Raw genomic sequence first — 26,975 nt, 5'->3', positions numbered from 1 at the left:
TACGGGAAATGTGGATCTCATTGCGAATGTGACCATAAAGAACATACAAAAGCTTAATAATAAGAAAAAGCGCCTACATGTGTAGGCGCTTTTTTAATAAATTGTAGTTGTATGGCCAACTGTTGCAACGATTGCATCATCTCTAATTGGAATAAAGCTTATGGATGTCTGTGGTGTACTAGAAGAAGCGTATTGGCTCATTATACGGCTATCGATACGGGTAATAGTATCGGTCAAGAAAGCTGAAATAAAAGCGTAAGGGACTCGTCGTTCATTTAATGAATAAATAATTTCTTCTTTTGTTTTTACACCTACGCCATGTCCGTAAAAAAAGAAATTTCCTAAATAGATTGTGTTTTCTCCTTGCCACTCAATCGTAGCTGGATTCACTTGTGGGTTTTTAAAGTAAACGAGGTCACCTGGAACAAGATCGCCACCGGTTTTTGTTATGAGCCTTAGATCTTGATCGTAGTCCCATGTATAAAGTAAAAGGTTTGCAAATAGACGATTGAAAGTTTCTTCCTCATACAATGATAATAAAGCTTTATAAAAAATAATGATCATAGCGGTTGCACATTCAGTTCCATATAGTTTTCCGTTTTTGAAAATATCTTGTATGGCAATAGAAGGTGGTATGTTTGGAAGAAGCTCGAATCCTCCAAGGGATGTTCTTTTCCAATACTGGGGGTTGCAAAAGGATTGTTGAAATGTGCGAAACTGAAATCCACTTTGAAAAAGTTCTAGTGCAGAGATAATAATATTAACTCGTAAATTGAGATCAAAGCTGAGTTCATCAGCTGTTCGGAAGGAATAAACTTCTTGATTTCCTGCCATTATTGATAAAATTTGTTGTTTCTCTGCTGCAAATGGCTCATATTCATTTGTAATATAAGGATGTACAATAGAACGGCCTATTACAATCATAATAGTATCCCCACCTATACGTTACATTCTTTAGTATCGTATGAAGAATAGGAAAAAAGGTGAAAAAAAAGCCTATCAACTGATAGGCTTGTACTCTTTAATAACACGTAATGTTTGTAATGTCATATCTTCAGGACCTTGTACAGGTAAACCTGCTTCTAAGTTTTTACGAATATACTCTAAGTTTTCTTGTGTAATAATTTCCCCCGGAGTAAAGATTGGAATCCCTGGCGGATAAACCATAACAAAATCAGCTATAATACGACCCGCTGCATTTTCAAATGGAATGACTTCTGTTTCCGAATAAAAAGCATCTCGAGGAGAAAGTGCTAGCACTGGAATTTCTGGAATCTCTACTTGTACTTGAACACCTTTATCTGCCCTATTTCTAAATGTTGCTGCTAAATCTTGTAATGCTGCAATAAGTGTATTTGTATCACTTTCTGTATCTCCCAAAGTGATAAGACATAGTATGTTGTATAAATCTGAGAGTTCTACTTCAATGTTATATTTCTCTCTAAGCCATACTTCAGCTTGGTGGCCGGTAATACCTAAATCTTTTACAGATACAATTATCTTTGTAGGATCATAGTTAAAGGTAGCATCTGTACCTAACATTTCTTTTCCAGGACAGTAAAGATGCTCAATAGAATTTATAGCATCACGAACATGTTCAGCTAATTGTATTGTTTGTTCTATGAGTGCTGTTCCTTCTGTGGCAAGACGTTTTCTGGCAACATCAAGTGATGCTAACAAGATGTAAGAAGTTGATGTAGTCGTAAGCATGCTAATAATAGATTGGACATGCTTTACATTCACCAAGCCTTCTTTCACATTAAGAATAGAACTTTGAGTTAAAGAGCCTCCTAATTTGTGGACACTTGTTGCTGCCATGTCTGCACCAGCTTGCATCGCCGACATCGGCAATTTATCGTGAAAATGAATATGAACACCATGAGCCTCGTCGACTAGTACAGGGATGTCATAAGAATGTGCTAATTGTACAATCTGTTCTAAGTCTGCAGCAAACCCAAAGTACGTTGGATTAATAACAAGTAAGCCCTTTGCATCTGAGTGCTCTTCAAGTGCTTTTTTGACAGATTGAATTGTGATTCCATGAGAAATACCGAGCTTCGGATCGATTTCAGGATGCATGAAAATCGGTTTTGCACCTGAGAAAATAATAGCTGACATTACTGATTTATGCACGTTTCGTGGTACTAGGATTTTGTCACCAGGACCGCAAACGCTCATCACCATTGTCATAATAGCGCCACTTGTACCTTGAATAGAAAAGAAAGTATGATCTGCACCGAATGCAGCGGCTGCTAAATCCTGTGCTTCTTTAATCATACCTTTTGGATGATGTAAATCATCGAGTGGCGCAATATTAATTAAGTCAATTGCTAATGCATTATGCCCAATAAATTCGCGAAATGTAGGATCCATGCCCTGTCCTTTTTTATGACCAGGAATATGGAATTGAATTGGATTTCGCTTACTGTGCTCAACTAAAGCGGTAAACAATGGTGTTTCGTATTGGGACAATCTATACACCCCTTCTTCTTCATAATATTTAGTATAATTTGTTTTATATAATCCTGCTCTAAAAAAGGTAAGTCTTTTTTTAGAATGAGGCTTGTTTTTCTGCCATTCAAAAAATCGTTTTTGAGATGGTAGCTTCACTTTATTTTCTATAAAACAAAAGCATTATATCACCAATAATTATAGATGTATAGAAAAAAATGTTTTTAAGGTGAGTATGTTTAATAGTTAGCCTCAACTAATGAATAGAGGAAGACAATTCCATCAAAATGAATAAATAGTGTATAATGCAGAGTGGCTATAATGAATAATAAAATATTCTCTTTAAGATAGCATAATGAAACAAGAAGAAATGATAAATGAGGTGCGAAATGGAATATCAATATCCGTTAGATTATGATTGGTCAAATGAGGAAATGGTTACAATTGTGAAGTTTTATGAAGCGATTGAGAAAGCTTATGAAAAAGGAATTATAAGAGAAGAATTAATGGGTTTATATCGTCGTTTTAAAGAGATTGTTCCATCGAAAGCAGAAGAAAAGAAAATTGATAAAGAGTTTCAAGAAGTAAGTGGATACTCTATATATCGTGCTATTCAAAGGGCAAAGGAAGTTGAAGAACAAAAGGTTGTAAAAATATAAAAATATTTTGAAAAATAAAAACTGAAGTGATATAATGTGATAACAACTAAAAACGGACAATATAAATTGTCCGTTTTCTACTATCGATTACAAAGTGCATATAAAGGAAGGAGTGGTTGCATCGTAGATTCAATCTTAGCAAGGAATTGTTCGTTGGTCATTGCTGAAAACTCCTCTGGTGATATATGAATACCAACTAATAATTCTGCTTTTTTTACAGTAGCTAGTCGTTCAATCATCTTTTGTAAGTCTTCGGTTTCAAGTGTTTTATGTAATTTCACACTTGGTTTAGTATGGTCAATGGACCAAACGAAGTCATTTGGAATATTTGTTTTTAAATCATTTAAATGTTCTAAGAAGGCATGAGCCGTCTCAACTTTTTGTGGACACTCATAGATTAAACCAAAGTATATGAAGGCATGAGTACCCCATAAGCCGATTTGGAAATGCGGTAGCATTTTATATCCTCGTTTATTTGTTGAAAAAGCAACCCAAGTATCGTTTGGTGGATTGACTTTCCGTCGTGCGTGTTTTGCAACATGATAAAAAAAGTTCTCATCAGTGTGTTTGGATAAGTATTCTGCAAATTGTTCCCCTAAAGCTTCTAGCTTAGGATGAATGTTCGTTTTAATTGCACTCATTCGTTCTTCGAGACCATCAACTGTAAAGACATCAAAATCAGTTGACTTGAATGTTTGTATTGTCATGATTGTTCCTCCAACTCCTATTTTGCTTTTATTTTAGCATAGCTTGTACTATTCATAAAAAAAACAGCACAAAAAAATTAAAATAAAAAATATAATTTTGTTGCATAGATGATTTATCCAACATAGTATAGTATAAAACAAAAAATCAGAAAATTGAATTAATTCTAGTCCGAGGGCAGACGAATATTGGGAGGAGGCAAATAATATGAGACAGGTGATTAATGCGTTAAAGAGAACAGATGCCGAAAAGAGAATACCGGTGCTACGTTTGGAGCTAGATTATGAATTAGCAACTTTATATGATGCGATGATGGAAGATGATAAACAGAAAAAAGAAGAGTGTGTACAAAAGTTAGAAGTGTTAAGACTTGAAATGATTCGTTTAGAAGCGTAATAATAGTATATGTATAAAAAATTAGTTGGTGCGAACCTTATAAAGGGTTCGTTTTTTCTGTGAACAGTATAGATCGGAGTGTTTAAACATGCAAGAAGTATGGAAAGACATCGATGCACACGCCAAACGGTGGATTCGGGATGCAGGAGAGCATTTGATGGCATCAATGAAAAAAGCACTTATTATAGAAACAAAATCAAATGCAGCTGACTTAGTTACAAATATGGACCGAGAGATAGAACGGTTTTTAATTGGGAAAATTAAAGAAACATTCCCGAATCATAATATTTTAGGAGAAGAGGGTTATGGAGACGAGATAACGTCTTCTGGCGGGGTTGTTTGGTTAATTGATCCAATTGACGGTACGATGAACTTTGTTCATCAAAAAAGAAATTTTGCGATTTCAATTGGTATTTATGAGAACGGTATCGGAAAGATTGGACTTATTTATGATCCAGTGCACGATGAACTATATCATGCAGTCAAGGGATCCGGAGCTTTTTGTAATGATATATCAATTCCTCCATTGGAAAAAGGAACTGTAGAGCAAGGTATTGTAGCTTTAAATGCGATATGGCTTACAGATAATCCATTGCTTAATATGGAAAGTATGATGGCACTTGTTAAGAAAGCAAGGGGCACGAGATCATATGGCTGTGCAGCACTAGAGATGATATACGTTGCAACAGGAAGAATAGATGCATATGTAACGCCGAGATTATCACCATGGGATTTTGGCGGAGGACAGATAATTGTAGAAGAAGTTGGAGGTAAGGTGACGACATTCTCTGGAGCGCCACTTTCTATCATAGAGAAGAGCAGTGTGTTAGTTGCAAAACCAGGAGTGTATGAAGAAGTGTTATCGTTTATATTAGAGCAACAAAAAAAGTAAGAGGCTGTGTATAAGCTTCTTACTTTTTAGCGTTATTGTGATTTGCGCATTTTTCTTTTTGTTACAAAACCGTACCCAACTGCAACAAATGTGCCGATAATGCAAATAATAATACCGATTGGACTATTTTCAGCAATCATAATGCCGATACCGATTAAGAAAATAACACCGATAATTGCGGTTAATAAAAAGCGATATTGAATGTGTTCCATTTCTTCACCCTCCAATCTCATTTTACTTTCACAAAAGTAAGAATACAACTATATTTTCATTCTTGCTTTTATTTTAATTGCTATTGTATCCCCTTCGCTCTTATAATAGAGAAGGATTAAAAAGACATTAGGAGTTGGACATGTTGAAAAAACGACAAGATTTACGTAATATAGCAATTATTGCCCACGTTGACCATGGTAAAACAACACTTGTTGACCAGTTATTACGTCAAGCGGGGACTTTCCGTGCGAACGAACACGTTGAAGAACGCGCAATGGATTCAAATGATCTAGAAAGAGAACGCGGTATTACAATTTTAGCGAAAAATACAGCGATTCACTATGAAGATAAAAGAATTAACATTTTAGATACACCAGGTCACGCTGACTTCGGTGGAGAAGTAGAACGTATCATGAAAATGGTTGATGGTGTTTTACTTGTTGTTGATGCATATGAAGGTTGTATGCCACAAACACGATTTGTTTTAAAGAAAGCTCTTGAGCAAAACTTAACTCCAATCGTAGTTGTAAACAAAATTGACCGTGACTTCGCTCGTCCTGATGAAGTAGTTGATGAAGTAATCGACTTATTCATTGAGCTTGGTGCAAACGAAGATCAATTAGAGTTCCCAGTTGTATTTGCATCAGCAATGAACGGAACAGCAAGCTTAGATTCAAACCCAGCAAATCAAGAAGAGAATATGAAATCATTATTCGATACAATTATCGAACATATTCCAGCACCGATTGATAACAGTGAAGAGCCACTTCAATTCCAAGTAGCACTTCTTGATTACAACGACTATGTTGGACGTATTGGAGTTGGACGCGTATTCCGCGGTACAATGAAGGTTGGACAACAAGTTGCTTTAATGAAAGTTGACGGAAGTGTAAAACAATTCCGCGTAACGAAATTATTCGGTTACATTGGATTAAAACGTCAAGAAATCGAAGAAGCAAAAGCTGGGGACTTAGTAGCCGTTTCTGGTATGGAAGACATTAACGTTGGTGAAACGGTATGTCCGGTTGAGCATGAAGATGCGTTACCATTACTACGTATTGATGAGCCAACACTACAAATGACGTTCCTTGTAAATAACAGCCCATTTGCAGGTCGTGAAGGTAAATACATTACATCTCGTAAAATTGAAGAGCGTCTTCGTTCACAATTAGAAACAGATGTAAGTTTACGTGTAGATAATACAGAGTCTCCTGATGCGTGGATCGTATCTGGACGTGGGGAACTACATTTATCTATCTTAATCGAAAACATGCGTCGTGAAGGTTATGAATTACAAGTATCTAAGCCAGAGGTAATCATTAAAGAAGTTGATGGCGTAAGATGTGAACCTGTAGAGCGCGTACAAATCGATGTACCTGAAGAATACACTGGTTCTATTATGGAATCTATGGGTGCACGTAAAGGTGAAATGTTAGATATGGTGAATAACGGAAACGGTCAAGTGCGCCTTACTTTCATGGTTCCAGCACGTGGTTTAATTGGTTACACAACAGAATTCTTAACATTAACTCGTGGTTACGGTATTTTAAACCATACATTCGATTGCTACCAACCAGTACACGCTGGACAAGTTGGTGGACGTCGCCAAGGTGTTCTAGTTTCACTTGAAACAGGAAAAGCATCACAATACGGTATTATGCAAGTTGAAGACCGTGGTGTAATCTTCGTTGAACCAGGTACAGAAGTATATGCTGGTATGATTGTTGGAGAACACACTCGTGAGAACGACTTAACAGTTAACGTTGTGAAAATGAAACAACAAACTAACATTCGTTCTGCGACGAAAGATCAAACTTCAACAATGAAGAAACCACGCCTAATGACTTTAGAAGAATCATTAGAGTACTTAAACGATGATGAGTTCTGTGAAGTAACTCCAGAATCAATTCGTCTGCGTAAAAAGATTCTTGATAAGAGTGAGCGCGAAAGAGCTGCTAAGAAAAAGAAATCGGTTGAAGCGTAAAAACAAAAAAACAACGACCTTTATAAAAGGTCGTTGTTTTTTATTTTGTTTATTTTTTAGAATATTTACTCTTTTTTGTGGACAGTATTTTTTTTGCGAGTTACTCTTGTATTAAGTGTATAAAGAAAATTGTATTTTACTGCTAGGGGGGAAGAGTGTGTTAGAAAGGATGTCTTTTTTTGCAAAATTGTGTAAGGTAGATGAAAATCCAGAGTTAGGAATGTGGTTACTTTATGGGACGATTATTATATTAAGTGCTCTCGTCTATAATTTAGGGTTTGCTAGAAAGTTGTCTGTACTTAAAAATATTGTGATATACATATCATTAGCAATTGGATGTACAGTATTAACCTTTTTTGCTGTATTTTTACCCGTTGGAGAAGGACTTGTTGTAGCAGCAATTGTACTTGGGATTTATAGATTACGTTTGCGTCAAGCGAAACAACAAAAAGTAGGATGAGGAAGGGGGAGTTTTTATGCGTTCAGTACAAGATGCACTATATAATTGGTTAACAATTAAAACAGTTGCTGAAGCACGTCCAGATGATAGTGCTGCAAAAGAAACGTATTTGTTATTTCAAAATATGATATATGAAGAACATAAATTAAAAAATGTGGAAGTCGAAAAGAACGAGGAGATGTATTTAATTACATACGAAATGAATGGGGAAAGGAAATCTGCAAGGTTTCCGCTAGAAGCCATTGATTGTTTTTTGGATCAGATGAATCGTGAACCAGAAAAATATAAATAAGTCCTTATCTATATGAGTAAGGACTTATTTATATTTTACCAATCGTCTTCGATTTTTTTATCACGATATAATCGGAAATTACCACTTGCATGACGTTCCATTGTACGCTCTGCAATTCGTTCCGAACATTCCATGCACATATATGTATGAATAGGGCGATTACGCAGTTTTTTTGCCATAGGATTTTCATCATCTAACATATCTTTTTTATCACAAATCATACATTTGACTCTCATTTCGTCACCTCAATACGAATTCTATCAGTATAAGTATATCATGGAAGTATAATGTTTTTGAATAATAGTGGGAAAAAATAATATTTTCGCAATTCAAAAAATAAGTTATGATAAGGATATACCAAGTATGTTTGGAGGTGAAAATATGGCGAATGTAGTAGAGCCTACCTTAACAGAGGGTTTAGTACAAACGTTGCGTAAAGAGTGTATTGTTATGATAGCAACGACAGATTTCGAAAAACAAGTTCCTAACGTAAGTGCTATTTCTTGGGTGTATGCAGTGAGTAAAACTAGTATTCGATTTGCAGTAGATCAACGTTCACGTATTGTGGAAAATATACGGCATAATACAGGTGTGGTATTGACTATAATGGCGAATGAATCCGTATTTTCCATAAGTGGTGCAGGTGAAATTTTGACAGATAGAATGGAAGGCATTTCTTTAAAATTAACTGTAATAGAAGTAAATGTGCAAGAAGTGCGTGATGTTATGTTTTATGGAGCGAAACTTGCAATTGAACCAACATATGAAAAAACATATGATCTTCGGGCAGCGAAAAAGCTGGATAACGAAGTGCTAGTAGGGATAAGAGAATTATAAAGATGCTAAATAAGAAATTCGTTTATTCACTTTTGTAATCGGTTATTGTGATTTAACGTTAATAATTATAATAAAAGGTAATATATTGAATAGAAATGAATAAAGAATAAATAAAAGGTTTAATGACTATGATTTTCGATTCTACCTCGTTTACACGGTACATATAATTATAACAATGGTTCGTCCATATTTTATGGATGAAACCCTTGTTCTACAAATTTAAAAGTGGAGTCAGGGGGTAACAGGTTGGATAAAATTTATGTGTTAGATACGAATGTACTTTTGCAGGATCCTTTATCTATTTTTTCATTTGAAACCAATGAAGTAGTGATTCCAGCAGTTGTATTAGAAGAGGTTGATTCGAAAAAACGTTATATGGATGAAGTAGGACGAAACGCTCGTTATGTATCTAAGTTAATAGATAAATTTCGTGAAATAGGAAAGCTGCATGAAAGTATCCCGCTAGAAAACGGCGGAACATTTCGTATTGAATTGAACCATCGTTCATTTGTGCAACTACAAGATATTTTTGTAGAAAAAACAAATGATAATCGAATTTTAGCTGTAGCAAAAAATCTATCTTTAGAAGAACAGGAAAAAGAGGACGGGAAGTCTGTTATTTTAGTAAGTAAAGATGTACTCGTAAGGGTAAAAGCTGATGCAATTGGTTTGAAGGCTGAAGATTATTTAAGTGATCGCGTAATTGAAGTAGAAAATATATATTCTGGCTTTTTAGAAGGATATATATCAAAAGAACAATTGGATTATTTTTATGAGAAAGGTGAATTGCCTCTATCTGAAATTGCGAATCACCCTTTTTACCCAAATCAATTTGTAGTAATGAAAGATGCATTGGGGGGCTCTAGTTCTGCGCTTGGCATCGTGGATCACTTAGGTAAGAAGGTAAAGAAACTTATTTTTCACAATGAACAAGTGTGGGGGATACGACCACGAAACGTGCAGCAAATCATGGGATTAGAATTGTTGCTTCGTGAAGATATTCCGCTTGTAACGTTAACAGGGAAAGCCGGCACAGGAAAAACGTTACTTGCATTAGCTTCGGGACTTATGCAAACAGAAGACTTAGGGTTATATAAAAAATTACTCGTTGCAAGACCAATTGTCCCAGTCGGAAAAGATATCGGTTATTTACCAGGAGAAAAAGAAGAAAAGTTAAGACCATGGATGCAGCCAATTTTTGATAACCTAGAGTATTTATTTAATACGAAAAAGCCAGGAGAGTTAGATGCTATTTTAGCTGGAATGGGTTCAATTGAAGTAGAAGCCCTTACTTATATACGCGGGAGAAGTATTCCAGATCAGTTCATTATCATTGACGAAGCACAAAATTTAACAAAGCATGAAGTGAAAACGATACTAACTAGGGTAGGGGAAAAGAGTAAGATTGTATTGATGGGAGATCCTCAGCAAATTGATCACCCATACTTAGATGAATATAATAATGGCTTAACGTATGTTGTAGAGAAGTTTAAAGAACAGCGCATTAGTGGTCATGTGAAGTTTGTTAAAGGGGAGCGATCTAATTTAGCTCAACTAGCAGCAGATTTATTGTAAAAAGGAGTGAGCTTAAGCTCACTCCTTTTCTTTAAATAATTGTAAATTTACGGATGTTCCGGATTGGATTTTGTCGATTAGATCCATCATTGAAATAGAGATGAACAGGTCCGTCTTCTTTTAATGGTTTTCCTTCTTTTGAAAAGCCTAGTATAGCATTTTTGACAGTTTCTAATGGAAGTGTCATTGTATGATCTACCGTTTCAATTTCAACTTGCGTAGTGCCCTCTAAAATTTCAGCGTTAGCAAGGAATGGATGAAATGGTATACCAAATGTTCCAGTAATCAGCTGTTCTTTTTTATATTTCTTCACACTTTGTTGTATTGGAGGAAAAGCGGCACCATCACGGATTTCGCGATCCCAATGTTCTGAAGTGTTTTTTAAATAAGTTTCTAGTTCAGACGTGTTTTCTCTAGTTTCATCAAAGTAAGTTGTCAAATCTACTTTTCGATCATCAAAGATCCAAACAGTGGGATCAATAGTGATTGGAAAACGTACTTTTCCGTTAATAAATAAAATTTCGCTCATTGTTCTTCCCCCATTTGTGTTATACTCCCACTTTTCAGTATAATAGTATTAGACACTGTTGTCACAAAAAATGTTTCTATTGCAATTTATGAAAACTATCGCTAATATTAATAGATAGGATAGAGGAGAGTAGGACGGAAACGGAGGGAATCAATTTGGCGTCTGAGACAGTAGCAAATCATCAGGAAAAGGCACTAGCCCTTCTACAAGCGGATGCAGAGAAGATTTTAAGACTTATTAAGGTGCAAATGGACCATCTTACAATGCCGCAATGTCCATTATATGAAGAAGTGTTAGACACACAAATGTTTGGACTATCCCGCGAGGTCGATTTTGCAGTTCGCCTTGGTCTTATTGCAGAAGAACAAGGGAAAGCAATGTTAGGTGAGCTCGAACGTGAGTTATCTGCACTTCATGAAGCGTTTACAAACAAACAACAATAACGGGTTCAAATAAGGGGGCTCAAACTAAATTAGTTTGAGCTTTTTATTTGTATAATAAAGCAGGAAGAATCAATGTACATATGGAATACAACAATAATTAAATTGAAACAGAAAGAGGAAATGAAATGAAAAAAGTATGGAAATCAATGGATTATTCATTGGTACTTCCTCTTGTTATCTTATGTGTGCTGGGAGTTATAATGGTATATAGTTCTAGTTCCATTGTTGCGATTTCGAGATTTGATAAACCAGCAAATTTCTTTTTTAAAAGACAATTAATTACTTTAGTTGTTGGGACAATAGTATTAATAATTATTGCTACTATCCCATATAAAGTTTGGAGAAAACGAATTTTTTTGTTGGGGAGTTACGGTGCTAGTGTTGCCTTATTAGCTGCAGCTGCTTTTTTCACTAAGAAAGTAAACGGTGCAAACGGGTGGATATTTGGAATACAGCCTGCAGAATTTGTTAAGATAACAGTTATTCTCGTCTTAGCTCATTTCTTTGCCAAAAGACAAGAAACGAATACACCTGTTTCCAAAGGGTCAGGTCCAGTACTTATTGGTGTTGGTATAATCATGTTTTTAATATTAAAGCAAAATGATTTAGGTACTGATTTGTTAATTGCAGGAACAGTAGGAATTATGTTTCTTTGTTCGGGAGTACAGGTTAACTTATGGATTAAACGAATTGCTTTAACTTCTATAGTATGGATTCCAGCACTATATCTGCTTGGTAATTATGCATTAAATCCATATCAAAAGGCACGTTTTTCTGTTTTCCTTGATCCGTTTAATGATCCTCAAAAGGATGGATTTCAATTAGTGAATTCATTTATTGGAATCGCTTCTGGAGGGCTTAATGGTAGAGGATTAGGGAATAGTGTACAAAAATATGGTTATTTACCAGAACCGCAAACGGATTTTATAATGGCAATTATATCTGAAGAACTTGGTTTTATAGGTGTAGCTATCATTTTAATCTGTTTATTACTAATTATTATTCGGTCATTTAGAGTTGCACAAAAGTGTACAGATCCATTTGGAAGTTTAATAGCTATCGGAATTGCAAGCTTGTTTGGAGTTCAAACGTTTATTAATGTTGGTGGTATGTCTGGGGTAATACCACTTACCGGAGTACCATTACCGTTTGTCAGTTACGGTGGTAGTTCTTTATTAGCTAATCTACTTGCGATGGGGATACTACTCAATATTGCTAGTCACGTGAAACGACAAGAGAAACAACAGAATGGATTAATGAAAGAAAAAGAACAAAATGGACCACATCTTGTAGTTGTAAAATAAAAAACACATTGTGCTTTAGAGCATAATGTGTTTTTTATTTTTAAGTAGTTTTAAATGTGATGTATTAATATATATTTCAGTTAAAAGATATATCACATTAAGTTGAATGTGATATACAATTAAGTTGTTAGAAAAGGAAGAGGTATGCTATACTATTTTTGTGAAACAAATTGCACAGAAAACTTATCATTTGTTAAAAAATAAGGTATGATGGATAAAAATAAAGTGAAGCTTTCTAAGTATAATATAATGTGGAAAGTGAAGAACTTCACGCTTTTTAAGGTGTGTATATATTTTATCTCTAGAGTGGTAGGAAAGTAGAGGGGGAAAATCATGACAAAGCTGCAACGTATTCAAAAAGTATTGGTAGCTAACCGTGGAGAGATTGCAATTCGTGTGTTTCGAGCTTGTTCGGAACTAGGATTAAAAACAGTTGCAATCTATTCTAAAGAGGATAGTGGTTCTTATCATCGCTATAAAGCCGATGAGTCCTATTTAGTTGGGGAAGGAAAAAAACCAATTGATGCTTATCTAGATATTGAAGGCATTATTGAGATTGCAAAAAGTAATCATGTAGATGCAATCCACCCTGGATATGGTTTCTTGTCAGAAAATATTCAATTCGCGAAACGTTGCGAAGAAGAAGGAATTATCTTTATCGGTCCGAAAAGTAAGCATTTAGATATGTTTGGAGATAAAGTGAAAGCAAGAACACAAGCGCAGCTAGCACAAATTCCAGTTATACCTGGTAGTGATGGTCCAGTAGATTCATTAGAAGAAGTCGAAAAATTTGCTGAAAAGTATGATTACCCGATTATTATTAAAGCGTCCCTTGGTGGTGGCGGTCGTGGTATGCGTATTGTGCGTACTAGTGAGGAATTAGGAGAATCATATAATCGAGCGAAATCAGAAGCGAAAGCAGCCTTTGGTAATGATGAAGTTTACGTCGAAAAATTCGTTGAAAAACCTAAACATATAGAAGTACAAATTTTAGCAGATGAAGAAGGCAATGTTGTTCATTTATACGAGCGTGACTGTTCTGTACAACGTCGTCATCAAAAAGTTGTAGAAATAGCACCGAGTGTATCACTTTTAGATGATTTGCGTCAGCGTATTTGTGATGCTGCTGTGAAGTTAACGAAAAATGTAAACTATTTAAATGCAGGAACAGTAGAATTCCTTGTAAAAGATGATGAGTTTTACTTCATTGAAGTAAATCCACGTGTTCAAGTAGAACATACGATTACAGAAATGATTACAGGAGTAGATATCGTTCAATCACAAATTTTAATAGCTGATGGACATTCATTACATAGCAAAATGGTAGGTGTGCCGAAGCAAGAGGAAGTAGTTGTGCATGGATTTGCAATTCAATCTCGTGTAACAACTGAAGATCCGCTAAATAATTTTATGCCGGATACAGGAAAAATTATGGCGTATCGATCAGGCGGTGGTTTTGGTGTGCGTCTTGATACAGGAAATAGCTTCCAAGGTGCAGTTATTACACCGTACTACGATTCTTTACTTGTAAAAGTTACAACTTGGGCACTTACTTTTGAGCAAGCAGCTGCAAAAATGGAACGTAACTTAAAAGAATTCCGTATTCGTGGTATTAAAACAAATATTCCATTCCTAGAGAATGTAGTAAAACATAAAAACTTTTTATCAGGAGAATATGATACTTCGTTTATTGATGTGTCACCTGAACTATTCTTGTTCCCGAAACGTAAAGACCGCGGAACGAAAATGTTAAATTATATTGGTTCAGTAACAGTAAATGGCTTCCCAGGAGTAGGGAAAAAAGAGAAACCAATTTTTCCAGATGCTCGTATACCGAATGTATTACACTCAGAGCCAATCCAAAATGGCACGAAACAAATTTTGGATGAGCGTGGAGCGGACGGATTAGTAAAGTGGGTACAGGATCAAAAACGTGTACTTTTGACGGATACAACATTCCGTGATGCACATCAGTCATTACTTGCAACTCGTATTCGTACAAAAGATTTACATCAAATTGCAGAGCCAACAGCGAGAATGTTACCGAACCTATTCTCAGCGGAAATGTGGGGCGGTGCAACGTTTGATGTTGCGTATCGTTTCTTAAAAGAAGATCCATGGGAACGATTACTAGATCTTCGTGAAAAAATGCCGAACGTGTTATTCCAAATGTTACTTCGTTCTTCAAACGCAGTTGGATACAAAAACTATCCAGATAATTTAATCCAAAAATTTGTAGAATGTTCTGCTCAAGCTGGCATTGATGTATTCCGTATTTTTGATAGTTTAAACTGGGTAGAAGGCATGAGAGTTGCAATTGATGCTGTACGAGATACTGGTAAAATTGCAGAAGCAACAATGTGCTACACAGGAGATATTCATGATCCATTACGTAGTAAATATGATTTGAATTATTATAAAAACTTAGCAAAAGAGTTGGAAGCATCGGGAGCTCACATTTTAGGTATTAAAGATATGGCTGGCTTACTAAAACCAAACGCAGCATATGATTTAGTTTCAGCATTAAAAGAGACGGTATCAATTCCGATTCACCTGCATACGCACGATACGAGTGGAAATGGTATATTAACGTATACGAAGGCAATTGAAGCAGGTGTTGATATTGTCGATGTAGCGGTGAGTTCTATGGCTGGTCAAACGTCACAACCGAGTGCGAACACATTATTCTATGCACTAGGTGGAAATGAAAGACAACCAGATGTTAATATCGATTCTTTAGAAAAGCTATCTCATTATTGGGAAGATGTACGCAAATACTATGCACCGTTTGAAAGTGGTATGAATGCACCTCACACAGAGGTATATATGCATGAAATGCCAGGTGGACAGTATAGTAATCTTCAACAACAAGCGAAGGCGGTTGGTTTAGGAGATCGCTTTGATGAAGTGAAAGTAATGTACCGTCGTGTGAATGACATGTTTGGAGATATTGTAAAAGTAACACCGTCATCAAAAGTTGTTGGCGATATGGCATTATTTATGGTTCAAAACCACCTGACAGAACAAGATGTTTTAGAGCGTGGACATGCGTTGGACTTCCCGGGATCTGTTGTTGAAATGTTCTCTGGTGATTTAGGTCAACCGTACGGTGGTTTCCCGAAAGAATTGCAAAAGATTATTTTAAAAGGGAAAGAGCCGTTAACAGTAAGACCAGGTGAACTACTAGAGCCAGTAGATTTCGACGCGTTAAAAGAAGAATTATTCCATAAACTTGGACGCGAAGTAACAATTTTTGATGTAGTTGCATATGCATTATATCCAAAAGTATTTATGGACTATGAAAAAGTTGCTGAGCTTTATGGAAATGTATCTGTACTTGATACACCGACGTTCTTCTATGGTATGAGACTAGGTGAAGAAATTGATGTGGAGATTGAACAAGGTAAGACATTGATGGTTAAACTTGTATCAATTGGAGAACCACAGCCGGATGGAAATCGTGTCCTTTACTTGGAATTTAATGGTCAACCACGTGAAATTGTCGTGAAAGACGAGAATGTGAAAGCAACAGTTGCACAACGTGTGAAAGGAAACCGTGAAAATCCAAATCACATTAGTGCAACAATGCCAGGAACGGTAATTAAAGTAGTTGTAAAAGAAGGCGATGAAGTGAAAAAAGGCGATTCTATGGCAATTACAGAGGCAATGAAAATGGAAACGACAGTTCAAGCGCCGTTTAATGGTAAAGTGAAAAAAGTATATGTTAACGATGGTGATGCAATTCAAACGGGTGATTTACTTATTGAATTAGATCACTAAAATAAAGAAAAGAGCTGTGTAAATACAGCTCTTTTCTTTATTGCAAAAAATCCCTTGCCTAATTGGCAAGGGATTTTAGTTTTAAATTATTTTGTTTGTTTAGAAGTTGATCCGGCTTCTTTTGCATTCACTTTACTTCTTGTTCCTAACATAACTAAATAGCATAGTACGGCAAACAAGCAAGAAATGAATAGAGAATGTAACAATGCCATCGCTAAACTAGCGTTTGTAAATACAACTAAAACTCCTACTACAGCTTGAAGTGTAACAAGGATAAATGAAATGATCCATCCCCAATATACTACAGGTTGCTGCTTGTAATGGCGAATAGCGAGAATCATCGCGTATAGTATCCAAGCGAAAATTAACATCGCTGCAACTCTATGGCCCATTTGAACCCATTCATGTAGTTGAGTTGGCATAGGTCTGTTTTTGCTACATAAAGGAAAATCTGGACAAGCTAAGCTAGCTCGTTCGTGACGTACTAAAGCACCTGTGTAGACGACGATATAACTGTAAATTGTTACACCATAAATATGAAATTTCATTTTTTTGTCCATAATAAGTGAACGTGCATCAAATTTTTGGTCAATTTCAAAGATAAGACACGTTAATAAAATGACAGAAGCAAATGAAATTAAGGAAATACCGAAATGGATAGCAAGTACAGCTGGCATTTGTCCCCAAACAACTGCTGCTGCTCCCATTAATGCTTGTGCAACTAAAAATACGAAGGATAAAATTGCTAACGTTTTTGTTTCACGCACATGTTTATAATATTTCCAGGACAAAATACAAAGGAGAGTGACAAGAATTCCAGCTGATCCTGATGTTAATCGGTGGCTAAGTTCAATAATAGTTTCCATTGATAAATTAGATGGAACAAATTCACCGTTACAAAGTGGCCATGATTTACCACAACCTTGACCAGAACCTGTTTTTGTAACTAAAGCGCCTCCTAATAAAACTATTAATAAATCAAGGCTTGTAATGACTGCTAACCATTTAATAAAGCGTTGCAATCTCTTTCACCATCTTTCTGCTATGAAGTTATTGCGAAATATTTTCATTCCATTATGTATAGAATAAAACGCGCTAGTTCCTATGATATATAAAAAATAATAAAATAGCAAAGAAATGGAGGGGGAAGACAAGGGAGAGAAAATAGGTGTGAAAACAGGGTTCGTAAGGAAAAATTTAGGTGAAAAATAGGCTATTTTGAAAAGAAATGGGGAGAATACGTGTTAAATAGGAGAAAATAGTTTATTATAGAATGTAACATCATGTTATGATAAGGACAAGTCAGAATGAAGTTTTTTATATTCGACACAAAAAGTTCATGTTTTCTTCACAAAATGTTCGGGAAATATGATTTAATATATTGGAGTATGGGCGTAGATTAGTAGTAGAATGGGTTAACAATGTTTCTACTGTAATAATATTGCTATATAGAAGCGAATTATTTCATTTGAAATAGGCGCAAAAAGAAAGATGAAAGTTTTAAGAGGGGGTTAGAGTGATGAACCATGCAACAAGTGAGCTGCATGATGAGTCCGCTGTTACAAGTGTACCGGAAACAACTCGGTTACAAGATTTATCAGCACTCGTTAAAATGGGGATTGTAAACTCAAATACACTTACTGTATTTACAGGATTTTGGTTGGCGTTACACTTTAATGGATTAAGTGTGATGGACAATCTGGATAAGCTATTTTTTACAATCGTTGGTTCTGGATTAATTATGGCGGGGGTATGTTGTTTAAATAACTACATCGATAGAGACATCGATCCGTTAATGGAGAGAACAAAGACTCGTCCAACGGTTACTGGAAAGTATAAACCAGGATTTGCACTTACATTTGGACTAGTTATATTACTTCTTGGATTTGTATTCTTATTATTAACGACACCAATGGCAGTTTTAATGGGATTTATTGGTGCTTTCACATATGTTGTCCTATATACTTTATGGACAAAGAGAAAGTATACACTAAATACTGTTGTAGGTAGTATATCTGGAGCAGTTCCACCTTTAATTGGATGGGCAGCAATCGATCCATCTTTAGGTCATCCAATTGCTTGGATGTTATTTTTAATTATGTTTATTTGGCAAATCCCACATTTCCTTGCATTAGCGATGAAACGTGTTGATGAATATCGAAATGCAGGAATTCCAATGCTTCCTGTAGTTCATGGATTTGAAATTACGAAACGCCAAATTATGATTTGGACAGTATGTTTATTACCACTACCATTTTATATGAGTGGACTAGGGATAACATTTATGGTAATTGCAACACTGCTTAACATCGGATGGATCGCTTTAGGATTTTATGGCTTCCGTAAGAAAGATGACATAAAATGGTCCGTGCAAATGTTTGTTTATTCCCTAAATTATTTAACAATCTTATTTGTATCAATGATTGTAGTTACATTCTTCTAAGACAACGACATAATTGGATTTCTTTACGTTGAGATTTACTTTACTTAACTATAAAGTACAATCTAATTCACAAGGAAAGTGGGGGTTGTTTGTATGAAGAAACAGTGGCGACTGCTTTCGTTCGTTTCACTGCTGGCTTTACTGTTAGGGGGATGCGGTAAAGCCTTTCAATCTACTTTAATTCCGCAAGGAGAAGTAGCAAAAATGCAATATGATTTACTTCTACTGGCGAGTGCAATCATGGTAGGAGTAGTACTAGTAGTTACTATTATTTTCTTGTATGTAATTGTGCGTTTCCGACAAAAGAAAGGTCAGGAAGATTATATTCCAGAGCAAGTTGAAGGAAATCACAAGCTAGAAATTATATGGACAGTTATTCCGATTATTCTTTTACTAATCTTAGCTGTTCCAACGGTTACATATACATTCAAACTTGCTGATGTAAGTGCGATGGAGAAAAAGAATATTGATAAAGATACTATCGTTGTTGATGTAACAGCGAATCTTTATTGGTGGGAATTTTCTTACAAATCAGAAAAGATAGTAACTTCACAAGATTTAGTCATCCCCACAGGTAAGAAAGTGTATTTAAATTTGAAGGGTGCCGATATTAAACACTCATTTTGGGTTCCATCTTTAGCTGGGAAAATGGATACAAATACAGACAATGTGAACAAAATGTGGTTAAAGGCAGATAAATCGGGCACTTATAATGGTTTTTGTACAGAATTTTGCGGCCCATCACATTCTTTAATGCAATTTAAAGTGAAAGCTTTAGATGAAAGCGAGTACAAAAATTGGCTTGCTGATATGAAGAAGATTGATGGGAAGAAAGAAGTAGCTTCAACAAAGGCACAAGAGGGCCAAGAAATATTTAATAAAAGCTGTATTGGTTGTCACGCAGTTGGATCTAATGATAGTAGACCACCTTCCGCTCGTATCGCACCAAACTTAGCAAACTTTGCGGATCGCGATATGGTTGCCGGTATTGCCGAAAACAATGAAGAAAACTTAAAAAAATGGCTGAAAGATCCTGAAAATATGAAGCCAGGAAACAAAATGACTGGCAAATATGGCAACTTAACGGATGATCAAATTGATGCATTAAATGCATACTTACAAACGTTAAAAGTTGAAAAGTAAAGAGGGATTATTCGTGAAGGGGAGGTTGAAAACGTGAGTTCTGTAGCAAAAAAACAGGGGATGGGTGCTGTCATATGGGATTATTTAACGACAGTAGACCATAAAAAGATTGCCATTCTCTATTTAATTGCAGGTGGATTGTTTTTTGTAATAGGCGGAATAGAAGCTCTATTTATTCGCCTTCAATTAGCAATTCCTAACAACGCGTTTCTTGTTGGGGATGCTTATAATCAAGTATTGACGATGCACGGTACAACAATGATTTTCCTCGCAGCTATGCCACTCGTGTTTGCATTTATGAACGCCGCTGTACCACTTCAAATTGGTGCACGTGATGTAGCGTTCCCGTTTTTGAATTCACTCGGATTTTGGTTGTTTTTCTTTGGTGGAGTATTTTTAAATTTAAGTTGGTTTTTAGGTGGAGCACCTGATGCAGGATGGACATCTTATGCATCTTTAGCTTTAGCCTCTAAAGGTCATGGTGTTGATTTCTATGTACTCGGTTTGCAAATCTCAGGTATTGGTACATTAATTGGAGGTATTAACTTCCTTGTAACCATTATTAATATGCGTGCGCCAGGAATGACGTATATGCGTATGCCAATGTTTACATGGACGACATTTGTAACATCTTCGCTTATATTATTCGCTTTTCCACCGTTAACTGTAGGATTAGGACTTTTAATGTTAGATCGTTTATTTGGAACAAGTTTCTTTAATCCAGCATTGGGCGGGAATACAATTATATGGGAGCATTTATTCTGGATTTTCGGTCATCCAGAAGTATACATTCTTATACTCCCAGCTTTCGGAATATTCTCAGAAATCTTCGCGACATTTTCGAAAAAACGATTGTTTGGTTATTCATCGATGGTGTTTGCGACTGTATTAATTGGATTTTTAGGATTTATGGTATGGGCCCATCATATGTTTACTGTTGGACTTGGTCCAGTTGCTAATGCTATTTTCTCAGTTGCAACAATGGCGATTGCGGTTCCGACTGGTATCAAAATATTCAACTGGCTCTTTACAATGTGGGGCGGAAGTATTCGTTTTACGACACCAATGATGTGGGCAGTAGCTTTCATTCCATCATTCGTAATGGGTGGAGTTACAGGGGTTATGCTAGCATCTGCACCAGCTGATTATCAATTTCATGATAACTATTTCGTAGTAGCACATTTTCATTATGTAATCGTTGGCGGTGTTGTATTTGGTTTACTTGCAGGAGCTCATTATTATTGGCCACTGATGTTTAATAAAGTATTAAATGAAACATTAGGAAAGATAACGTTTTGGCTATTCTTTATTGGTTTCCATTTAACGTTCTTTATTCAGCATTTCCTTGGCTTGATTGGTATGCCACGCCGTTACTACACATATCTTGAAGGGCAAGGGTTGGAAATGGGGAATATGATTAGTTCTATTGGAGCGGTGTTTATGGCTCTTGGGACTATTGTTCTTCTATTCAATGTAATTAAAACGACAGTATCAAAAGAAAAAGCTGGTCGTGATCCGTGGGATGCACGTACATTAGAATGGACAATGCCAGCACCGACACCAGAATATAACTTTAAACAATTACCATTTGTTCGCGGATTAGATCCATTTTGGATTGAAAAACGTGAAGGTAATAAAGAGATGACAGCAGCGGAACCAGTTGGTGATATTCATATGCCAAATCCTTCGTTTTCACCATTTGTCATTTCTTTTGGATTGTTTATAGCGGCATTTGGTGCAATGTATATGCAGGGTGGAAAAGATAAGTTCTGGTTATTGGTAGCAATTATTGGTTTAATCATTACATTTGGCGCAATGTTCCTACGTTCAGTAATCGATGATCATGGATATCATATTCATAAAGAAGATTTAGATGATAAGGGGGGCAAGGCATAATGCATGTAGATGAAAAATTAACGAATGAAACATTTCCAGCAGAGCCTGAAAAAGCAACCCTTGAAGGGAAAAATAAGTTTGTCGGTTTTTGGTTATTTCTTGGAGGCGAAACAGTATTGTTCGCTTCCTTATTTGGCACATATTTAGCGTTAAAGAATTCTACAAATGGTGGACCAACATCTCAAGAGATGTTCCAAATGCCACTCGTTTTCATTATGACGATGCTTTTATTAACGAGTAGCTTAACGAGTGTATATGCGATGTATCACATGAAAAACTTTAACTTTAAGAAAATGCAACTTTGGTTACTAGTAACTGTATTGCTAGGTTTAGGGTTTTTAGGGTTTGAGATATATGAGTTTTATCATTATACACATGAATTTAAGCATACTATGAGAAGTAGTGCGTTTGGCTCTGCGTTTTATGCTCTTGTTGGTACACATGGACTCCACGTATTGTTTGGGTTATGTTGGATTTTAACATTAATCTTTAGAAATGCGAAGAGAGGTCTAAATTTATACAATGCACCAAAGTTTTATGTTGCATCGATTTATTGGCACTTTATTGACGTAGTTTGGGTGTTTATTTTCACTGTAGTATATTTAATGGGAATGGTGGGATAAACAATGGCGATAAAGCAAACGAATAATCCTAAAGTTGATCTTGTTTATCGGAAGAGAAAAAGTGCGGAGGAAATGAAGCATCAAGTTATTACGTTTGCATTAATGATTTTTTTAACATTAGTTGCATTTGTAGCAGTGGCGTATCCAAAAACTTTTAGTCCGACTTTCTCTGTTCCATTTATTTTACTATTAGCAGTGGTACAAGTAATTTTTCAATTGTATTATTTTATGCATATGAGTCATAAAGGACATGAAGCAGCAAGTTTCTTTCTATACTCTGGTCTGCTAATAGGGTTAATTACAATTTTAGCATTTATGACAATCGTCTGGATTTGAAAAGTGAAAAATAAGGGAGCTTGTGTTGTCACAGCTCCCTCTTCATATTATGGATAACCTTACGAAGGTAGGTGTGAAAATGAGTAACTTGTGGATATTTGGATTTCAGGCTTTATGGAGTCCAATCTTTTTAATATTTATGCTGTCGATTCTTATTGGGTACTTCTTAATTATTGGTCCATATAGAATGCGATTTGAAAATGCGACGAAGGTAAGTAAGAAGCAAATTTTTTATTTTACGACTGGTATTGTTCTTTTGTATTTTGTAAAGGGAGGGCCTATTGATTTAATTGGCCATATTATATTTAGTGCTCATATGTTTGAAATGGCAGTCATGTATATTGCAGTTCCACCGTTACTGTTGCTTGGTATACCGATTTGGTTATATCGTTACATTACTTCTTTTAAGTTCGTTCAAATTATATTAAAGGTATTTGCTAAACCACTTATTGCGTTGTTTGTATTTAACGGCCTGTTTTCTTTTTATCATTTACCAGTTGTTTTTGATACAGTAAAACAAAGTCAAATAGCTCATCCTATTTGTTTAGCTATATTGTTTTTTACAGCAATTATGATGTGGTGGCCGATGTTAAATCCATTACCAGAATATCAAACGTTAAGTGATATAAAGAAACTTGGTTATATGTTTGCTAACGGTATATTATTAACGCCTGCTTGTGCGTTAATCATTTTTGCGACAGCCCCGTTATTTGCAACGTATACGGATCCGGCTGCTTGGATGAAAGCGATGGAACTATGTGTACCAGCGGGCACTTTATCAGATTTAAATATAACGGGACCAGAATTTTTGCACTGGATGCCAGTTGTACAAGACCAGCAAACTGGTGGTATCATAATGAAAATTGTCCAGGAAATAGTGTACGGTACAATTATAGGCTATGTATTTTTTAGGTGGGCACGTAGAGAACGTGAAAAGGATAAGGAGCAGTTGCAACAATTGCCGCCGTATTTACAGACTAAGTGAAAAAGTGTATGGGATTCCATGCGCTTTTTCTTTTTAGTTTTAGCTCTTTTTAAGAAGGTTGAATTTTCTGACTTTTTATGTTAAGTTAGTGTAGGCGTGTACTAAAAGTGGATATAAAATTTACTACTAGCTTTCATGCGTAATAATTCCATATGTAGTGCAAGTTTTTTAGAGAGTTACAAATATATATTGTTATCTTTAATAAACACGAACTATTTTAAGGGGGAATTTTAATGGGTAGTAGTGGAAGTATGGTAAAGCCGATTAGTGGTTTTTTGACAGCACTAATTCAATATCCAGTACCAGTAGTAGAGTCACGTGCAGACATTGATAAACAAATTCAACAAATCATAAAAACAATTCATTCGACCAAATCAGGTTATCCTGGATTAGAATTAATAGTATTTCCTGAATATAGTACACAAGGGCTCAATACAAAAAAATGGACCACAGAAGAATTTTTATGTACAGTGCCTGGGCCAGAAACCGACTTATTTGCTGAGGCATGTAAAGAATCTAAAGTATATGGTGTTTTTTCGATAATGGAAAAAAATCCTGGTGGTGGAGAGCCATATAATACAGCAGTTATTATTGATCCACAAGGTGAAATGATTTTGAAGTATCGTAAGCTAAATCCTTGGGTACCAGTCGAGCCTTGGAAAGCTGGAGATTTAGGCTTACCTGTTTGTGTTGGACCTGGAGGAAGTAAATTAGCTGTTTGTATTTGTCATGATGGCATGTTCCCTGAAGTAGCTCGTGAAGCGGCCTATAAAGGTGCAAATGTCTTGATTCGTATTTCTGGATATAGCACACAAGTTAGTGAACAATGGATGCTAACCAATCGTTCAAATGCATGGCAGAATTTAATGTATACATTGTCGGTAAACTTAGCGGGTTATGATGGTGTATTTTATTACTTTGGTGAAGGACAAGTATGTAATTTTGATGGGACTACTTTAGTACAGGGGCATCGAAATCCTTGGGAGATTGTTACTGCTGAAGTATATCCAGAACTAGCAGATCAGGCTAGATTAGGATGGGGATTAGAAAATAATATATATAATCTAGGTTCAAGAGGATATGTAGCAACTCCTGGTGGGGTGAAAGAAAATCCATATACGTTTGTAAAAGATTTAGCTGAAGGTAAATATAAGGTTCCTTGGGAAGATGAGATTAAAGTAAAAGATGGATCTATTTATGGATATCCAGTAAAAAAAACGATTCATTCTTAGGGAAGGGAAATAAAACAAGCGCATCATATTGATGCGCTTGTTTTTGTTAATCAATAATTTGAAATTCTTTTAACTCTTTTTCGACATTTTGTAGGAGTTGTTCGCTTTTTTGAAGTACGTTCGTTGGGAAAGTCTCATCATCACCATATTCAACGCCGTGAGGATAATAATGTTTTCCTAATAAGGGGGGGAGTAGTTTTACTTCAGCGTGTCTACTGCCGATGTCACCTTCAACAGCAACTCCTTGCACTCGTAAATAATAAATATCCTTTAATATTTCAAATTTATAATCGTATGTAACCCGTTCATAATCCCACTGTCCAGCAAGTACGAAGTGGTTGTTTTCCATGATTTCAGTTAAAAGAGTTAATTCAACGACGGCTCCATTAAATTTCGTATTTGTAAATTGCATATAATACCTCCTTTTTTAATGTTACACCATTATTTTTATAATAGTATGAATAATAAGAAAGTGCAATTCATATTGAGAGAAAAGGGATAATCCAGACTTTTTTCACGAAAATATGATATAGTGAAAAGAGTACGGTACACACAAAAAGAAAGAAAAGGATTTGTGTATATCTCAATTTTATGTTTTGTTCAGGAGGTATATCGTTTGAAGAAATTATTGCGTATCGTAATGATTACATTTTTAATTTTAGCTGTTGATTTATACGGAAAATTACTCGTTTCACAATATATATTAACCCCATCTCAATCAAAGCAAGAAAATAAAATTGTGAAAAAGAAAAAGCAAATTAAGGAAGACTCCTCAGACACTGTTTTAAATATGATTGGTGAAGACTCTGAAAATTTATTGGCGAAGTGGGGAGAACCCTCTCGAATAGAGCCGTCTGCATACGGATATGAATGGTGGGTATACAATCAGGATTTAACTCAGTATGCTCAATTTGGAGTTTCTGAACGTAAAGTTGTAACGGCGTATGCTGCTGGTGAACAAGTTAAGGTTCCACCTTATTATATAAATGAAAAATATGAAGAAGTATATAAAAAAAGTCCGCCTTCGCATGAAATTGCGTTAAAAAGAGGGAAAAATAGTTATCAATTTGAACTATCTGATACCGAAGTCATGGAACAACCGTTAATACCTGTAGAAGATGGATGGGCGCAATTGTATTTTGATCAATTTACACATGAGCTTGTGGGTGTTCGTTATATGGATGATGAAACATTATTACGCCAAAGACCGTATCAGCTCGTTTATTCAGGTGAATTAATAGCAGAACAACCATTGACTCCAGAAAAAATAAAACAAGTAGAAAATGGGAATATGCAACAAATTTTTGATTTAACAAATATCATTCGAAGTCGTCATAAATTATCATTATTAACATGGGATCAGGAAACAGCAGATGTTGCTGTTGGTCACAGTAAAGATATGAAAGACAATAATTATTTTTCTCATGACTCACCTACATTAGGTACGCTAGGAGATCGTTTGCAACGCGGGAAAGTAGGATTTCAACTTGCTGGTGAGAACATAGCGGCGCAACATAGTGATGGAATTGCGGCAGTGCAAGGTTGGTTAAATAGTGAGGGGCATAGAAAGAATTTATTAAATGAACAATTTACAGGATTAGGTGTTGGTGTATACGATAAATTTTATACACAAAACTTTATTCGAAAATAAAGCGAAACTGTAAGCGGTGGGGTGTTACATCACCTAATTAGTTACTTCGTATTCACTGAATTGTAGGTGGGAATCTGACCGTATGCAAATAGCAGAAAAAAAGGTGCATGAATCGTCTGAAAATAGGCGAACCATGTGCCTTTTTT

Annotated in this window: 27 protein-coding genes; 19 read left to right on the top strand and 8 right to left on the bottom strand. The window is 35.7% G+C overall.

Annotation, left to right across the window (positions count from 1 at the left end; all coding sequences use genetic code 11):
* Positions 1 to 93: 93 nt before the first annotated feature.
* Both MR167_RS11620 and speA read right to left on the bottom strand, forming a co-directional pair.
* Complete coding sequence (locus tag MR167_RS11620) at positions 94 to 924, bottom strand: protein-glutamine gamma-glutamyltransferase (RefSeq protein ID WP_000635339.1); 831 nt, start codon at positions 922 to 924, stop codon at positions 94 to 96.
* Between the two features lie 75 nt (positions 925 to 999).
* Positions 1,000 to 2,472: an arginine decarboxylase gene (gene speA, locus MR167_RS11615; RefSeq protein WP_000084903.1), complete on the bottom strand. Its 1,473-nt coding sequence runs from the start codon at positions 2,470 to 2,472 to the stop codon at positions 1,000 to 1,002.
* Positions 2,473 to 2,840: 368 nt separating this feature from the next.
* Here speA and MR167_RS11610 point away from each other — a divergent pair, with 368 nt between their 5' ends.
* Complete coding sequence (locus MR167_RS11610) at positions 2,841 to 3,110, top strand: UPF0223 family protein (protein ID WP_000456553.1); 270 nt, start codon at positions 2,841 to 2,843, stop codon at positions 3,108 to 3,110.
* Between the two features lie 80 nt (positions 3,111 to 3,190).
* Here the strand turns inward: MR167_RS11610 and MR167_RS11605 are convergent, their stop codons facing one another.
* Positions 3,191 to 3,817: a YktB family protein gene (locus tag MR167_RS11605; protein WP_000155316.1), complete on the bottom strand. Its 627-nt coding sequence runs from the start codon at positions 3,815 to 3,817 to the stop codon at positions 3,191 to 3,193.
* A gap of 205 nt (positions 3,818 to 4,022) precedes the next feature.
* Here MR167_RS11605 and MR167_RS11600 point away from each other — a divergent pair, with 205 nt between their 5' ends.
* On the top strand, positions 4,023 to 4,211 hold the full coding sequence (locus tag MR167_RS11600) for a hypothetical protein (protein ID WP_001250164.1): 189 nt from the start codon (positions 4,023 to 4,025) through the stop codon (positions 4,209 to 4,211).
* 88 nt (positions 4,212 to 4,299) lie between these two features.
* Positions 4,300 to 5,103 carry an inositol monophosphatase family protein gene (locus MR167_RS11595; protein WP_001158709.1) on the top strand — a complete coding sequence of 268 codons (804 nt, stop codon included), beginning with the start codon at positions 4,300 to 4,302 and terminating at the stop codon, positions 5,101 to 5,103.
* Between the two features lie 32 nt (positions 5,104 to 5,135).
* On the opposite strand, the gene MR167_RS11590 is transcribed toward MR167_RS11595, so the two are convergent.
* Complete coding sequence (locus MR167_RS11590; protein ID WP_000400123.1) at positions 5,136 to 5,315, bottom strand: DUF5325 family protein; 180 nt, start codon at positions 5,313 to 5,315, stop codon at positions 5,136 to 5,138.
* Between the two features lie 140 nt (positions 5,316 to 5,455).
* Here MR167_RS11590 and typA point away from each other — a divergent pair, with 140 nt between their 5' ends.
* The 3 genes from typA (at position 5,456) to MR167_RS11575 (ending at position 8,052) form a co-directional block, all read left to right on the top strand.
* Positions 5,456 to 7,300 (top strand): translational GTPase TypA, encoded by a 1,845-nt coding sequence (gene typA / locus MR167_RS11585; RefSeq protein ID WP_000914761.1) that lies wholly within the window; start codon positions 5,456 to 5,458, stop codon positions 7,298 to 7,300.
* Positions 7,301 to 7,457: 157 nt separating this feature from the next.
* Positions 7,458 to 7,760 (top strand): YlaH-like family protein, encoded by a 303-nt coding sequence (locus tag MR167_RS11580; protein WP_000893663.1) that lies wholly within the window; start codon positions 7,458 to 7,460, stop codon positions 7,758 to 7,760.
* Between the two features lie 16 nt (positions 7,761 to 7,776).
* Entirely contained in the window at positions 7,777 to 8,052 is a 276-nt protein-coding gene (locus tag MR167_RS11575) for a hypothetical protein (protein WP_001258140.1), read from the top strand.
* 35 nt (positions 8,053 to 8,087) lie between these two features.
* On the opposite strand, the gene MR167_RS11570 is transcribed toward MR167_RS11575, so the two are convergent.
* On the bottom strand, positions 8,088 to 8,288 hold the full coding sequence (locus MR167_RS11570; protein WP_002082250.1) for a YlaI family protein: 201 nt from the start codon (positions 8,286 to 8,288) through the stop codon (positions 8,088 to 8,090).
* A gap of 145 nt (positions 8,289 to 8,433) precedes the next feature.
* Here MR167_RS11570 and MR167_RS11565 point away from each other — a divergent pair, with 145 nt between their 5' ends.
* Both MR167_RS11565 and MR167_RS11560 read left to right on the top strand, forming a co-directional pair.
* On the top strand, positions 8,434 to 8,889 hold the full coding sequence (locus tag MR167_RS11565) for a pyridoxamine 5'-phosphate oxidase family protein (RefSeq protein WP_000024600.1): 456 nt from the start codon (positions 8,434 to 8,436) through the stop codon (positions 8,887 to 8,889).
* A 246-nt stretch (positions 8,890 to 9,135) separates the two neighbouring features.
* Entirely contained in the window at positions 9,136 to 10,464 is a 1,329-nt protein-coding gene (locus MR167_RS11560; protein WP_000358083.1) for a PhoH family protein, read from the top strand.
* Between the two features lie 31 nt (positions 10,465 to 10,495).
* Here the strand turns inward: MR167_RS11560 and MR167_RS11555 are convergent, their stop codons facing one another.
* The gene (locus MR167_RS11555; protein ID WP_016077289.1) at positions 10,496 to 10,993 is read right to left on the bottom strand and encodes a hypothetical protein; all 498 of its coding nucleotides are present in this window, start codon (positions 10,991 to 10,993) and stop codon (positions 10,496 to 10,498) included.
* A 155-nt stretch (positions 10,994 to 11,148) separates the two neighbouring features.
* Here MR167_RS11555 and MR167_RS11550 point away from each other — a divergent pair, with 155 nt between their 5' ends.
* The 3 genes from MR167_RS11550 to pyc all read left to right on the top strand — a co-directional run bounded on the left by MR167_RS11550 (position 11,149) and on the right by pyc (position 16,520).
* On the top strand, positions 11,149 to 11,436 hold the full coding sequence (locus MR167_RS11550; RefSeq protein WP_000135694.1) for an Fpa/YlaN family protein: 288 nt from the start codon (positions 11,149 to 11,151) through the stop codon (positions 11,434 to 11,436).
* 125 nt (positions 11,437 to 11,561) lie between these two features.
* A complete protein-coding gene (locus MR167_RS11545) occupies positions 11,562 to 12,740 on the top strand; it encodes an FtsW/RodA/SpoVE family cell cycle protein (RefSeq protein WP_000758416.1) in 1,179 nt (392 codons plus the stop codon).
* 333 nt (positions 12,741 to 13,073) lie between these two features.
* On the top strand, positions 13,074 to 16,520 hold the full coding sequence (gene pyc / locus MR167_RS11540) for a pyruvate carboxylase (RefSeq protein ID WP_242314659.1): 3,447 nt from the start codon (positions 13,074 to 13,076) through the stop codon (positions 16,518 to 16,520).
* 86 nt (positions 16,521 to 16,606) lie between these two features.
* On the opposite strand, the gene ctaA is transcribed toward pyc, so the two are convergent.
* Positions 16,607 to 17,542 carry a heme A synthase gene (ctaA, locus tag MR167_RS11535; RefSeq protein ID WP_001188745.1) on the bottom strand — a complete coding sequence of 312 codons (936 nt, stop codon included), beginning with the start codon at positions 17,540 to 17,542 and terminating at the stop codon, positions 16,607 to 16,609.
* 497 nt (positions 17,543 to 18,039) lie between these two features.
* Between ctaA and ctaB the strand changes: the two genes are divergently transcribed.
* The 7 genes from ctaB (at position 18,040) to MR167_RS11500 (ending at position 25,178) form a co-directional block, all read left to right on the top strand.
* The gene (gene ctaB / locus MR167_RS11530) at positions 18,040 to 18,963 is read left to right on the top strand and encodes a protoheme IX farnesyltransferase (protein WP_001015060.1); all 924 of its coding nucleotides are present in this window, start codon (positions 18,040 to 18,042) and stop codon (positions 18,961 to 18,963) included.
* 93 nt (positions 18,964 to 19,056) lie between these two features.
* Positions 19,057 to 20,106 carry a cytochrome c oxidase subunit II gene (gene coxB, locus MR167_RS11525; protein ID WP_000745273.1) on the top strand — a complete coding sequence of 350 codons (1,050 nt, stop codon included), beginning with the start codon at positions 19,057 to 19,059 and terminating at the stop codon, positions 20,104 to 20,106.
* Positions 20,107 to 20,166: 60 nt separating this feature from the next.
* Positions 20,167 to 22,002 carry a cytochrome c oxidase subunit I gene (ctaD, locus tag MR167_RS11520; protein WP_153577875.1) on the top strand — a complete coding sequence of 612 codons (1,836 nt, stop codon included), beginning with the start codon at positions 20,167 to 20,169 and terminating at the stop codon, positions 22,000 to 22,002.
* Positions 22,002 to 22,625, top strand: coding sequence for a cytochrome c oxidase subunit III (gene ctaE / locus MR167_RS11515; protein ID WP_000557861.1), 624 nt, complete (start codon positions 22,002 to 22,004; stop codon positions 22,623 to 22,625). Before ctaD ends, ctaE begins: the two co-directional genes overlap by 1 nt.
* Positions 22,626 to 22,628: 3 nt before the next feature.
* Complete coding sequence (ctaF, locus tag MR167_RS11510) at positions 22,629 to 22,961, top strand: cytochrome c oxidase subunit IVB (RefSeq protein ID WP_000985703.1); 333 nt, start codon at positions 22,629 to 22,631, stop codon at positions 22,959 to 22,961.
* A gap of 79 nt (positions 22,962 to 23,040) precedes the next feature.
* Positions 23,041 to 23,946 (top strand): cytochrome c oxidase assembly factor CtaG, encoded by a 906-nt coding sequence (ctaG, locus tag MR167_RS11505; RefSeq protein ID WP_041488175.1) that lies wholly within the window; start codon positions 23,041 to 23,043, stop codon positions 23,944 to 23,946.
* A gap of 233 nt (positions 23,947 to 24,179) precedes the next feature.
* The gene (locus tag MR167_RS11500; RefSeq protein ID WP_199669656.1) at positions 24,180 to 25,178 is read left to right on the top strand and encodes a formamidase; all 999 of its coding nucleotides are present in this window, start codon (positions 24,180 to 24,182) and stop codon (positions 25,176 to 25,178) included.
* 46 nt (positions 25,179 to 25,224) lie between these two features.
* On the opposite strand, the gene MR167_RS11495 is transcribed toward MR167_RS11500, so the two are convergent.
* The gene (locus tag MR167_RS11495; RefSeq protein WP_001160944.1) at positions 25,225 to 25,590 is read right to left on the bottom strand and encodes a YugN family protein; all 366 of its coding nucleotides are present in this window, start codon (positions 25,588 to 25,590) and stop codon (positions 25,225 to 25,227) included.
* A 204-nt stretch (positions 25,591 to 25,794) separates the two neighbouring features.
* On the opposite strand from MR167_RS11495, the gene MR167_RS11490 reads away from it, so the two are divergent.
* Positions 25,795 to 26,829, top strand: coding sequence for a CAP domain-containing protein (locus MR167_RS11490; protein ID WP_000735371.1), 1,035 nt, complete (start codon positions 25,795 to 25,797; stop codon positions 26,827 to 26,829).
* Positions 26,830 to 26,975 lie beyond the last annotated feature (146 nt).

The sequence above is a fragment of the Bacillus cereus group sp. BfR-BA-01355 genome (assembly GCF_022663675.1).
GTDB lineage: Bacteria > Bacillota > Bacilli > Bacillales > Bacillaceae_G > Bacillus_A > Bacillus_A thuringiensis_S.
This window is presented reverse-complemented; position numbering and strand designations above follow the sequence as displayed.

What these genes read in the sequence shown, in the direction of transcription:
- MR167_RS11600 (WP_001250164.1), top strand. Translation starts at nt 4,023, where the DNA reads ATGAGACAGGTGATTAATGCGTTAAAGAGAACAGATGCCGAAAAGAGA.
- ctaB (WP_001015060.1), top strand. Translation starts at nt 18,040, where the DNA reads ATGAACCATGCAACAAGTGAGCTGCATGATGAGTCCGCTGTTACAAGT.
- MR167_RS11545 (WP_000758416.1), top strand. Translation starts at nt 11,562, where the DNA reads ATGAAAAAAGTATGGAAATCAATGGATTATTCATTGGTACTTCCTCTT.
- ctaD (WP_153577875.1), top strand. Translation starts at nt 20,167, where the DNA reads ATGGGTGCTGTCATATGGGATTATTTAACGACAGTAGACCATAAAAAG.
- MR167_RS11620 (WP_000635339.1), bottom strand. Translation starts at nt 924, where the DNA reads ATGATTGTAATAGGCCGTTCTATTGTACATCCTTATATTACAAATGAA.
- MR167_RS11595 (WP_001158709.1), top strand. Translation starts at nt 4,300, where the DNA reads ATGCAAGAAGTATGGAAAGACATCGATGCACACGCCAAACGGTGGATT.
- MR167_RS11610 (WP_000456553.1), top strand. Translation starts at nt 2,841, where the DNA reads ATGGAATATCAATATCCGTTAGATTATGATTGGTCAAATGAGGAAATG.
- typA (WP_000914761.1), top strand. Translation starts at nt 5,456, where the DNA reads ATGTTGAAAAAACGACAAGATTTACGTAATATAGCAATTATTGCCCAC.
- MR167_RS11590 (WP_000400123.1), bottom strand. Translation starts at nt 5,315, where the DNA reads ATGGAACACATTCAATATCGCTTTTTATTAACCGCAATTATCGGTGTT.
- MR167_RS11555 (WP_016077289.1), bottom strand. Translation starts at nt 10,993, where the DNA reads ATGAGCGAAATTTTATTTATTAACGGAAAAGTACGTTTTCCAATCACT.
- pyc (WP_242314659.1), top strand. Translation starts at nt 13,074, where the DNA reads ATGACAAAGCTGCAACGTATTCAAAAAGTATTGGTAGCTAACCGTGGA.
- ctaG (WP_041488175.1), top strand. Translation starts at nt 23,041, where the DNA reads ATGAGTAACTTGTGGATATTTGGATTTCAGGCTTTATGGAGTCCAATC.
- coxB (WP_000745273.1), top strand. Translation starts at nt 19,057, where the DNA reads ATGAAGAAACAGTGGCGACTGCTTTCGTTCGTTTCACTGCTGGCTTTA.
- ctaE (WP_000557861.1), top strand. Translation starts at nt 22,002, where the DNA reads ATGCATGTAGATGAAAAATTAACGAATGAAACATTTCCAGCAGAGCCT.
- MR167_RS11575 (WP_001258140.1), top strand. Translation starts at nt 7,777, where the DNA reads ATGCGTTCAGTACAAGATGCACTATATAATTGGTTAACAATTAAAACA.
- MR167_RS11495 (WP_001160944.1), bottom strand. Translation starts at nt 25,590, where the DNA reads ATGCAATTTACAAATACGAAATTTAATGGAGCCGTCGTTGAATTAACT.
- MR167_RS11605 (WP_000155316.1), bottom strand. Translation starts at nt 3,817, where the DNA reads ATGACAATACAAACATTCAAGTCAACTGATTTTGATGTCTTTACAGTT.
- ctaF (WP_000985703.1), top strand. Translation starts at nt 22,629, where the DNA reads ATGGCGATAAAGCAAACGAATAATCCTAAAGTTGATCTTGTTTATCGG.
- MR167_RS11565 (WP_000024600.1), top strand. Translation starts at nt 8,434, where the DNA reads ATGGCGAATGTAGTAGAGCCTACCTTAACAGAGGGTTTAGTACAAACG.
- MR167_RS11500 (WP_199669656.1), top strand. Translation starts at nt 24,180, where the DNA reads ATGGGTAGTAGTGGAAGTATGGTAAAGCCGATTAGTGGTTTTTTGACA.
- MR167_RS11570 (WP_002082250.1), bottom strand. Translation starts at nt 8,288, where the DNA reads ATGAGAGTCAAATGTATGATTTGTGATAAAAAAGATATGTTAGATGAT.